Source organism: Moorena sp. SIO2C4, assembly GCF_010672485.1.
GTDB lineage: Bacteria > Cyanobacteriota > Cyanobacteriia > Cyanobacteriales > Coleofasciculaceae > Moorena > Moorena producens.
Genome location: NZ_JAAHGN010000285.1, coordinates 1 through 7667, shown reverse-complemented (window position 1 = coordinate 7667; position 7667 = coordinate 1). Strand labels below are relative to the sequence as shown.

The window sequence follows — 7667 nt, the reverse complement described above, 5'->3', positions numbered from 1 at the left end:
AATCATCCTATGGGGACAGGGAGATATTCATCTTCAGGTTGCTCTAGACCGGATGAGCCGCAAATACAACTTACCGATGACCACTCACTTACCCCGAGTGCCTTACAAAGAAACTATCCGCAAATCCACTACCTCTCACGGGCGCTACAAGCACCAAAGTGGTGGTCATGGGCAATATGGTGATGTCTACCTTGATATCCAACCCTTGTCTCGGGGTGAAGGGTTTAACTTCTCCGAAAGCATTGTCGGTGGGGTCGTCCCAAAGCAATATATCCCTGGTGTGGAGATCGGAGTAAAGGAGTACTTGTCCCACGGACCCTTAGGCTTCCCAGTGGTAGATGTGGCTGTTACTCTCACCAATGGCTCTTACCACTCGGTAGATAGTTCGGAACAGGCATTTAAACAAGCAGCACGGCTCGCTATGACCGGTGGTATGCCCAATTGTGAACCAACGTTACTTGAGCCAATTATGTCTGTTGGGGTCTATGCACCTCAGGAATTTACCTCTAAGGTGCTGCAATTGATCACCGGTCATCGGGGTCAAATCCTCGGCTATGAGACCTGTTCTGATTGGACAGGATGGGATTGTGTCTCTGGCTATATCCCCCAGGCAGAAATGCAAAACTTGATCATGGAATTGCGATCGCTTACTCTAGGGATCGGTTTCTTTAATTGGACCTATGACCATCTCCAGGAAGTGCCAGGTAAGCTAGCTGATCGGGTGCTGGCAAGCACTGGCAATGGTAATGGTAATGGTAAGAGCTAGGTTAATCCTGTTAGGTAAGCATTCAGCCGTCAGCCGTCAGCCGTCAGCTTATTTTATTCAAAAGCACCTCAAGTAGCGATGCAGCGCGGTCTTGGGGAGGCAGCGCGGTCTTGGGGGTCCCCCCCATGAGCGACTGCCGTGGTTTCCCCCGGAAACGAAACCTTAGACAGGCTCGCCTTTATGGTTGGTAGGCTATGCAGATGCATGGTTAAAACTTATTGATTAAGGCGAGCCTGTCTTACGGTAACTATCGCCAAAGGCGACGCTTCGCGAACAAACCACTCGCTATTGCATCAAGACAGCCTGCGCTATGGGGATAATCTGTTCCGGTAGCGTGGCCACAGACCCAAAGCTGATACGCGACACGCTGATAGCTGTTGGCGTAGCCTGGGCGTAGCGCATATGCTTACCCTGTTAGGGGTTAGGTTAATGGTTAATGGTTAATAGTTAATCGTTAATGATTTTATTACTTAAAGCCTAAAGCAATCATTCCTAATCCCTAGCGATAGGCTATCCGCTGGAGTTTTTCAAAAATAAAGGGAACTATCAAAATCAGTAGTTTGATTGGCCAAGGAACAAAAAATAGGCTGACAAACAGACACAGTAAGGCTGTTATAGCTGCAGCCACTTTGACGATTTCTTCAGTAGTCTTAACGCAAAGGTAAATGGCTACTGAGGCGATCATCAAAGTTATCGATAATGGGATAATCATAATTATTACCTCAACATTTTCCGCCATAATTACCTAACCTAGCATCAGGGTTATGGAAAACATAGCAGTTGAGTCAGGTCGCCCCGTCTAGGCAAGAGGGGGGTGCTGACCATCCAACACTGCCAATTAGCAGAACTTGATCCCAGATTATTCTCCTAGAGACTACACGATTGAGAATGGGATTTTCGGATACTGACCTAAATTTTCCAACCTTGGGGTCCGTTTGATTCACCTCAAGACTGAAGTTCCCCCAAAGTTTGAACTACTCGAAACCTCAATCCCAATCTCTGTGGTGTTTCTAGATTATGATGTACTTACTGCTACTGGGTACAGTCTTATTGAGAATGCTCACAACGTTCAACTGAAGGGCTATGAAGCGATGCAGCGCGGTCTTGGGGAGCCAGTGCGGTCTTGGGGGTTCCCCCGGAGACGAAACCTTAGAGAGTGGAGCCTTTAATGTCGGCAGGTTATGCAGAAAAGGGTTAAATATTTTTTAATAAGGCTCCACTCTCTTACGGTAACTATCGCCAAAGGCGACGCTTCGCGAACAAACCATGAGCAACTGGCGTGGTTTGCCTCATGAGCGACTGCATCAAGAAGCGATTTGGTTCTCATATCATGTCCGGATAATTAGTAATCAAAAACCATCTCCGATGAAACCTTACTCCTTTACTTCTGCCTTCTGCCTTCTGCCTTCTGCCTTCGATTCGGCCAAGCGTGTAAGTATTCAACCGGAGATGATATCAAATAAAAATGCAACCAGTGCCTATAGTTGCATTATATTCCAATTCCCGACACACTTCAAGAACCAACATGGGTACACAATTTCAAGGCTCAATCACGCTTATCCCTTATGGGGAGAGCCTTTCAATGGCATAGTAGTATAAACGAACGGGGGAACTTCAGTCACAATCTCTGAATCATGGCCTGAGATCGCTAATTCGAGTTTTTGCGAGCAGCGGCTAGGCAATTCCAGTAGGCGCATGAATTCCTGATCTTTCTGCCCATACGGCTCCCCTCGGTAAACGACATCACCATAGGCACTCCAGTTAGCAATGGTAGTGAAGGCGGCATCTGCCAGTTCTGGAGTGGATGCAGAGTTTTGCCATAGTTCTGGCACCACTGGAGGGACGATAGGCAACCAGTCTTGGCCATCAGTTGGAATCTTACAATCGGAGTGTCCGATGTTAGTACCATAGCTAAAGTAGAGGTGATAGTCATTGCGCCCCTCCACAGCGAACTTTCCAATTTGGGTAAAGAATGGATCCATATCAATTAATACCCGGCGCTTACAGATACGGAACTCGGGTAACCAGCAAACCCCACCGATATTCAACAGCAGATCAGCGGCTCCCAGTATTCGCTTCACTTCTTCCCACTCTGCACCATAGACAGTTCCTGTATCACGATTCACGTAGCACGCCGTAACATCTGCGCCATAGCTGTTTATTAACTTCTGTACTATACGCAGACCGGCCTTTGGCTCGTCACTGTAATCGCGGGTGACCGGGTCATAACAAGATAGGAGCCAACCGCTCTCCTCCAGCTAGAGGACATCGTATCCCAAGCGATTCAGACCCAATAAATAATGAAAATAGGCGAGTATATTTCCGGCAACTGGATGTCGGATCATATAGCCACAGACAACAATGCTTGACATTAGAACTCTTAGAAAAGCATTTAAGCTACACTAAGTAGAAAATATATTAATCATAACATTTATTAATTATAAAATCAAGTTGCTTTTCCAAAATTTAAAATTTCAAGATGATATTCCCCTATCAAGTGCTGGGTTTACTCTCTCATCAAGCCACTGATTCTTTATTCTGGGTTTGAGGTCAAACACGACAATTAATTCACTTTGGTACGTACAGGTTAAATTTGAACAAAGATAGTCATAAAACTGGGCATAATGTTCTAACCACCAAAAGGCGGACCAGGCAAAAACTATCTTCTTTGCTCCGGCCTCACGTAATCGCTCTAATTCCTGAATGGCGACTTCATCATTTGGAGGATATCCCCAGTATTTTCCTTCTTTCTCAAGAAAAGGGATAGGATGGCGAAAGGAAGTGACTTCCATTCCCCAAATAGCATCATCCACAAGCACAAATGGTTCTTTTGCCGGGATGAGTTCATCCAGTTTTTGAACAGCGCGATTAAGTCTGTACCACCATGAATTTGCGAGCCAATCACTTAAATCTACAGATATTCCCATATCCTTACAAAACTGGCTTAGAATCGGGAAGTAATGATTACAAAATCTCAGCTGAAATTTAAGTTTTTCATCAAAACTCATGGTTTGCCAATAGTTTTTTAAATGTATTCGATAGTAACTTTGGGGACTTTTTATTGTTTTAATAAGACCAAAAAAAGGAGCTGCTTCAAAAAGATAATTGTCGGCTGCCAATCGAAGTTTATCTTGATCCATAGGGAGGATTTTATTCAGAAATGTCCTAGACCAGGCATTACCACTGGTAGGAGGCCAAACATAGTTTGTTGGGCCTTGTTTTATTACGGCTTCACGCAAATTACCCTCTGGCATAGAACTTACTTTATCTGGTTTAGTTCGATTTTGAAGTCTGCCTTGTGCATCAATGATGGATAAGGGCCATTGGACCTTAACTACCTCAGGATCTTCAAAAAAGGGAAGAGCATTCTCGACAGCCGTCGGCAATAGCATATCATCAGCATCTAAAAAAATGATTACGTCTCCACGGCTTTGGGCAAACCCCGAATTGAAAGCAGAAGCTTGCCCTTGATTGTTTTGAAATACTGGAGTGACATACTCTCCGTAAGAAGAAATTATTTCACGAGAGTTATCGGTCGAACCATCATCTACGACTACAACTTCTGTGTTGCCGAAGCTTTGATTCAAGGCACTGTCGATGCACTGTCTCAGAAAGCGACCATAATTATAGTTATTAATAACGATACTTGCCAACAATGGTTTACTCATAGTTTTCTTCCTAAACCAGTGATTCATAAAGTGCTAAATAGTCATCTACCATCCGCTTAACGCTAAACCGCTGCATGGCGTGTTCTCTGACAGTACGGCGATCTAGGGACATGGCGCGGGATATTAGGGGGATCAATTCCTCCACTGACTCTGCATAAAAGCCAGTTTTGCCTAAGTCAATCACTTCAGCCACCGAGCCTTTTCGGCAAGCGATCACAGGTGTCCCACAAGCCATCGCTTCAATCATCACTATCCCAAAGGGTTCAGGCCATTGAATAGGGAAAAGAAATGCAGCCGCATTTTTGAGGAGATCCACTTTTTGGTCGTGATTTACGGGACCAAGATAAATAACATTGTCACCATCAATCAAGGGCTTAATGTTATCCACAAAGTATTGATTTTCATCGGCATTCATGGGTTCACCGGCTAGGACGATCGGCAAACCGACTTCTTTAGCAATCTGGATAGCACCCAGCGGATTCTTATTTGACGACATTCGTCCTAAGAAAGCCAGATATTTTCCAGATTGTATCGAGAGTTCAAAACGGTCAAAGTCACAGGCGTTATAGATGACTCGAATATTTTTGCGATTTTCAGGAGGAATGGTTGCTATCTGATCGTAGCTGCGAAATGTAACATTCACATCAGGATAGCGACTTAATACCCATCGATCGTCTACTGTCACTGCGGACCCAACTGAGTAAAGGATTGGGGTTTTAGAAAGCGCCATAAAGGGAATCCAAGCACACCCAAGGTGACAATGAATGAGATCGAAAGAATTCCCCTCTCGAATCGCCGAGCTAAGGCTAGCATTGACGTAATATTCGTATTGATAGGCTTCACCTTTTCCCATTGTATTGACTAAGTTGGATTCACAAATAGGTCGCAGCTTTGCACTGGTTTGAGAATCTCCCGTAGCAAATAGAGTTACGTCGTGACCACGACTCACAAGCTCCTCTGTGAGCAAATGCACTATCAGTTCTGTCCCCCCGTAGGTAGAGGGGGGAACGCTAGTCCACAGCGGTGCAACTTGAGCAATGCGCATAATTTTTGGGGTGGGTCAACATCAGCTTAGAATTTAGTTTTAGCCCTAGGCAGCAGCTTCCAGCTTGTCTTGCAAATCAAAAATGACTAGACGTTCATTTTCAAGAAGACAGCGATAATTCGAGCGGAGATGGTGGAAAAAATCGACGTAGTGTTCCAGCCACCAGAAAGCTGGCCATCCGATAACTAGGAAGGTTGCCCCGTCATCTTTTAATCTCTCTAACTCCAAAATTGCAGTCCTGTCATCAGGTGGCGATCCCCAGTATCGTCCGTCTTTTTCAAGAAAAGGAAGCCGACGACGCTCATCTACCCACTCATCCGTTCCCCATTCATCTTGATCTGCCAATATAAAAGTGACCTGTGGAGGAATATTACGCTTAATCTCCTGCAACGCTAACTCGCGCCAATCTGACCAGGGTCTATAGGACTCAATCAGTCTTTGAATGGCTAAAACAAGGTCGTCTCTACCACGCTCTTTTAGTAAAGGTACTAAGGAACTGTAATCACTTAAATATCCCGGTGTCATTAGTTTAAGAGTTTGCAGAAGCTCTGGATAAACTTCATCTACCGGAAAAGCCCTACTACCTTTTAGCTTTCCAAGTGCTTCTAAGGTGGTCATGGTTACAATACATTTCAGGCACTTCCCACAATTTGAATTGCCGTTTGCCGTACATACATGTAAGTTCCTCAGCCCAACGTCCCAGTCACTGATGACTTGCGTCTTCTGAAGTCGCGAGAATCGAGCACCATAATAAATAAGCTGTAAATTCTGACTGTTGTAATTAGGTGCTAGATAGATAAGATCTTCAGGAGCTATATCCGAGATGGGATTGTCCGAAGAAACAATAATTTTGGTTAATCGCCGTCCAAGACTATGAGCAACAGCAGCAAGTGAAGCCCCAAGGTAACAGTACTGCCAAAACTTTCCATCATCTGAATAGCCACGATAAGCCAGGGTTCGTAAGTTGCTTACAACTGGTATAAGATTGACACCTGTTTCTTTATTGACTTCACTGAATTTTGCAATAGATCGATCAAGGGAATCCAATTTAAGGCTTGATTTAGGGTCTTCCGGAAAACCTGCACCCTGAACATAGATTACATCTCGAATAGAGAAAGGGTGACCCTCTGGTACAGTAAGTTGGTTGTGGCGAAGACTGAATAATGAATCAACTCCACCTGATATAAACAATGCCGTATGCTCTTCAGGTCGTGAGACTGAATGAGTATCCAGCGGGGCTTCAATTACAGGGACAGTACGGCTAAACTTTTCCCAATATCGGTGAAGCCAAGCCAGATTAGTGAGTACTCCTTCGAGTAAAATTGGACAGACTGGGCTATCGATCGCGATCCGCTCCTCTCCATATCTTGCTGCTAGGAAAGCACAAGCAACCAGGTACGTATCGGCTTTCAAAGACAGAGCGGAGCTATATTCTGGCAGAGTCGCAAAGTAAATATCCTGCTGAGATCGATTGCAATTTTCCCAGCTGATAGTCGCAACTACTTTTGCTAGCCCATCCTTGTTTTCGTAACGAAGATTTTCGATTTTCATATTTATCCCCACAGTAGCTTATCAGTCCTAACCAATAAATGCTGATAGAAGAGTCAGGTCGATCAAGTTTTGAGGTCAAACACAACTAGACGTTCATTCTCAAGAGTGCATGGGTAATTTGAACGGAGATAGCGAGAAAAGTCTGTGTAGTAGTCCAACCACCAGAACGATGGCCAGGCAAATGCAATGAGATTAGCTTCCCCAGCTTTCATCCTTTCCAACTCAGAGATAGCCGTCGAGTCATCCGGTGGCGTTCCCCAGTATTGCCCGTCTTTTTCCAGAAATGGAATGACCTGGCGGCCTTCAGCAACATCGCCAAGATTTAACTGCTGATCGTGAACCAGGATGAAGGGATCGCCTGGAGAGACAAGATTAGCAATGTCTTTAGCCGTTAATTCCACCTTCGTGCGGTATTCAATCTGTTGAGCATACTGATTCTTCGGATTATCGTCTGAGGCATATTTTCGACGTGCCGTTACCACTCCCATTGCGGATGGAGGGTTATCAAGATTACATTTTTTAGCGACATGCAGGTAGTCTTGACGGTAGGTATCGGGATTCCATTTGAGGTAGTAGTATTCTTTCTCATCAGGATAAATAGGGGGAGGAGGTAAGAAGGTGACAACGGCTTTCGGCA

At 44.8% G+C, this 7667-nt stretch carries 6 protein-coding genes and 2 pseudogenes; 2 read left to right on the top strand and 6 right to left on the bottom strand.

Annotated features, from left to right (window positions below; translation table 11 throughout):
• A pseudogene (locus tag F6K20_RS16340) lies at positions 1-766 on the top strand (elongation factor G); the annotation flags it as partial.
• A gap of 499 nt (positions 767-1265) precedes the next feature.
• Here F6K20_RS16340 and F6K20_RS16335 read toward each other — a convergent pair.
• Entirely contained in the window at positions 1266-1478 is a 213-nt protein-coding gene (locus F6K20_RS16335; protein WP_044492472.1) for a hypothetical protein, read from the bottom strand.
• Between the two features lie 223 nt (positions 1479-1701).
• On the opposite strand from F6K20_RS16335, the gene F6K20_RS16330 reads away from it, so the two are divergent.
• Positions 1702-1935 carry a hypothetical protein gene (locus tag F6K20_RS16330; RefSeq protein ID WP_287264670.1) on the top strand — a complete coding sequence of 78 codons (234 nt, stop codon included), beginning with the start codon at positions 1702-1704 and terminating at the stop codon, positions 1933-1935.
• A gap of 387 nt (positions 1936-2322) precedes the next feature.
• On the opposite strand, the gene F6K20_RS16325 is transcribed toward F6K20_RS16330, so the two are convergent.
• From F6K20_RS16325 to F6K20_RS16305, 5 genes and pseudogenes are all read right to left on the bottom strand, one after another.
• On the bottom strand, positions 2323-2892 hold the full coding sequence (locus F6K20_RS16325) for a hypothetical protein (protein WP_008181216.1): 570 nt from the start codon (positions 2890-2892) through the stop codon (positions 2323-2325).
• Positions 2893-3240: 348 nt separating this feature from the next.
• The gene (locus tag F6K20_RS16320) at positions 3241-4434 is read right to left on the bottom strand and encodes a glycosyltransferase family 2 protein (protein WP_287264669.1); all 1194 of its coding nucleotides are present in this window, start codon (positions 4432-4434) and stop codon (positions 3241-3243) included.
• A gap of 10 nt (positions 4435-4444) precedes the next feature.
• Positions 4445-5479 carry a glycosyltransferase family 4 protein gene (locus tag F6K20_RS16315; protein ID WP_008181220.1) on the bottom strand — a complete coding sequence of 345 codons (1035 nt, stop codon included), beginning with the start codon at positions 5477-5479 and terminating at the stop codon, positions 4445-4447.
• Positions 5480-5524: 45 nt separating this feature from the next.
• Positions 5525-7030 (bottom strand): hypothetical protein, encoded by a 1506-nt coding sequence (locus F6K20_RS16310; RefSeq protein WP_008181222.1) that lies wholly within the window; start codon positions 7028-7030, stop codon positions 5525-5527.
• A 62-nt stretch (positions 7031-7092) separates the two neighbouring features.
• Positions 7093-7667 (bottom strand): annotated as a pseudogene (locus F6K20_RS16305) (glycosyltransferase family 2 protein); the annotation flags it as partial.